This window comes from Eubacterium ramulus ATCC 29099 (assembly GCF_000469345.1).
GTDB lineage: Bacteria > Bacillota > Clostridia > Lachnospirales > Lachnospiraceae > Eubacterium_I > Eubacterium_I ramulus.
The window spans coordinates 1-2,545 of the sequence record NZ_KI271138.1 but is presented as its reverse complement, the minus strand read 5'-3'; the positions used below and the strand labels follow the sequence as shown (position 1 = coordinate 2,545).

Below are 2,545 nucleotides of genomic sequence, written 5' to 3'. Positions count from 1 at the left end.
GTAAGCGTCCAATAAGAGGGTGTATCGAAATTTCTGGCTGTTGCATGTAAACTATTGATTAGAGTTTTGGGAGTTGACTCTAAAAACTCTAATCTAATCTAAGGAGCAGGCTTATGGATCTTTCTTCTTTGACTCCAGACAAACAGGTGAAACTTCAATACTGGCTGGATGTAATACGGCAATGCAGGGCCTCCGGACTGACAAATCAGATCTGGTGTGAACAACACGATATCTCTTTGAAAAGTTATTATTACTGGCTTTCCAAAATTCGAAAGCTTGCCCTGGAAGAACTGCCCCGCAAGAAAAACGGCATCCACATGTGTACAGACCAACAGTCAACTGCTTTAACGGAATCCCCGGCTGAGTTTGCGGAGCTTTCACTTCCGGACAGAAACATTTCCCGTTCCACTCCTGCAGCCATACTTCATATCGGATCCATAACACTGGAACTTTATGAAGGCACATCTGCCCAGATGCTGGAAAACATTCTGAAAGCCGTGCAGTCATGTTAGGAGATCTTTCCCATGTGGAGAAAATCTATATCCGATGCGGCTACACCGATATGAGGAAGCAGCTCAATGGCTTGCTGGATATCATCCAGTACAACTTCAAACTGGATCCTTACAGCAATTCCTTATTCCTGTTCTGTGGAAAGAGGGCTGACCGGATCAAAGCAGTCCATTACGAGGGAGACGGTTTCTGCCTTTTATACAAACGGTACGAAAACGGACGTCTCCAATGGCCGCGGACCGGCGAAGAAGCAAAACAGATTTCTGATCAGCAGCTGCGCTGGCTTCTGGAAGGTTTGAACCCGGAGCAGCCAAAGGCGGTTCAGAAATGGCTCCCGCATAAATCTGAAAATACTGAAAATCCTTAGAAATGCTGTGAAATCTGACGATTCTATGGTATAATAATCCTATCGAAGCGAAAGGGTTTTCAGGTTATGTCAGCTACGGAACAGGAGTATAAAAATCATATCAAAGAACTGGAACAGCAGGTCCGGCTCCTGAAAGAGCAGGTTGATTTCCTGACCCGTAAACTTTATGGAACAAAATCCGAGAAGACATCTACTCTCGAAATCGAGGGGCAGATGTCTCTTTTTAATGAAATCGAAACCTGTGCGGATCCTGATGCACACGAACCGGAGCTTGTTGAGATAGAGAAGCACCTACGTAAAAGGAAGTACACCGGTCAGCGGGAAGAACTGGTAAAAAATCTCCCTCACAGCAAAGTACTCCATACCATAGATGAAAGGGAACAGATATGCGATAACTGCGGGAGTACGATGGTGAAAGTAGGGGAAGAATTCGTCCGCACAGAAGTACAGTTTATCCCTGCAAAACTCAAGGTGATTGACCATTACCAGGAAACGTATGAATGCAGGTCATGCCGGAAAAACGGAACTCCTTATATGGAGAAGGCTCCGGTGCCATATCCTCCCGTCCTGCATTCTCTGGCATCTGCATCTACCATCACCTGGCTCATCCACCAGAAGTTTGAATTAAGCATCCCGCTGTACAGACAGGAAAAAGAATGGGAGGCTTTGGGATTACGTTTAAGCAGAGCGACTATGTCAAACTGGCTTCTGGTTGTCTATCGGGACTGGCTTGTACACATCGTCCACCGTCTGAAGCTGGAACTTCTGAAACAGAGATACCTTCATATCGATGAAACACATGTACAGGTGCTGAAAGAACCGGGACGGAAAAATACGTCCGATTCCTATATGTGGGTTTACTGCAGCATCAGAGATGCTGTAAATCCCATCCGCTACTTCGAGTACCAGCCGGGACGAAGCGGGAAATATCCGGAAGCGTTTCTGAGGGAATATGAAGGTTATATCCATACAGACGCTTACTCCGGATACAATGCAGTTTCAGGAGTAAAAAGATGTCTTTGCTATACGCATCTGCGCCGGGCTTTCGTGGATGCGCTCCCAAAAGACATCCATAATTCGGAAGCATCAAAACCTGCGGAAGCAATCCTCCGTCTGAATCAACTCTTTAACATAGAGTCAGAGTTGGAGGCGCTCCCTCCTGATCAGAAGAAAAAAGAACGTCTTATCCGCGAGAAACCGCTTCTCGAGGCTTTTTGGTCATGGGCAGAAAAAAGTGCCATCGGAGAGCTGCCGAAATCCAAACTTTCAAAAGCTTTTCATTACGCCTTAAATAACCGTGAAGGTTTTTGGAATTATCTGGAAGACGGGAATTGTTCCATCAGTAATTCGCTTGCGGAAAACTGTATCCGTCCCTTTGTGATCGGCAGAAAGAACTGGCTGTTCTCCGGCAGTCCGAAAGGGGCGGAAGCCAGTGCAGGAATCTATACACTGGTAGAGACAGCGAAAGCGAATGGGCTTGCCCCGATGAAATATATAAAATATATCCTGTCCGACATGCCGGGGAGTGCTTTTCTTGAACATCCTGAATATCTGGATGATTATCTGCCTTGGAATCCTCTTGTAAAAGAATTCTGTCGATAACCGTTGACCTTTTAGTATAAAAGGCTGACGGTTATTTTTCTATACACTGTTTTATTTGACGCTTAC

Annotated in this window: 3 protein-coding genes; all 3 read left to right on the top strand. The window is 45.6% G+C overall.

The annotated features are described in order from the left end of the window. The first annotated feature begins 113 nt into the window (after positions 1 to 113). The 3 genes from tnpA (at position 114) to HMPREF0373_RS10015 (ending at position 2,479) form a co-directional block, all read left to right on the top strand. A complete protein-coding gene (tnpA, locus tag HMPREF0373_RS10025) occupies positions 114 to 512 on the top strand; it encodes an IS66 family insertion sequence element accessory protein TnpA (RefSeq protein WP_021739595.1) in 399 nt (132 codons plus the stop codon). A 14-nt stretch (positions 513 to 526) separates the two neighbouring features. Next, the gene (gene tnpB, locus HMPREF0373_RS10020) at positions 527 to 877 is read left to right on the top strand and encodes an IS66 family insertion sequence element accessory protein TnpB (protein ID WP_158526524.1); all 351 of its coding nucleotides are present in this window, start codon (positions 527 to 529) and stop codon (positions 875 to 877) included. 66 nt (positions 878 to 943) lie between these two features. Further along, positions 944 to 2,479, top strand: coding sequence for an IS66-like element ISRob1 family transposase (locus tag HMPREF0373_RS10015; protein ID WP_021739594.1), 1,536 nt, complete (start codon positions 944 to 946; stop codon positions 2,477 to 2,479). Positions 2,480 to 2,545 lie beyond the last annotated feature (66 nt).

What these genes read in the sequence shown, in the direction of transcription:
- HMPREF0373_RS10015 (WP_021739594.1), top strand. Translation starts at nt 944, where the DNA reads ATGTCAGCTACGGAACAGGAGTATAAAAATCATATCAAAGAACTGGAA.
- tnpA (WP_021739595.1), top strand. Translation starts at nt 114, where the DNA reads ATGGATCTTTCTTCTTTGACTCCAGACAAACAGGTGAAACTTCAATAC.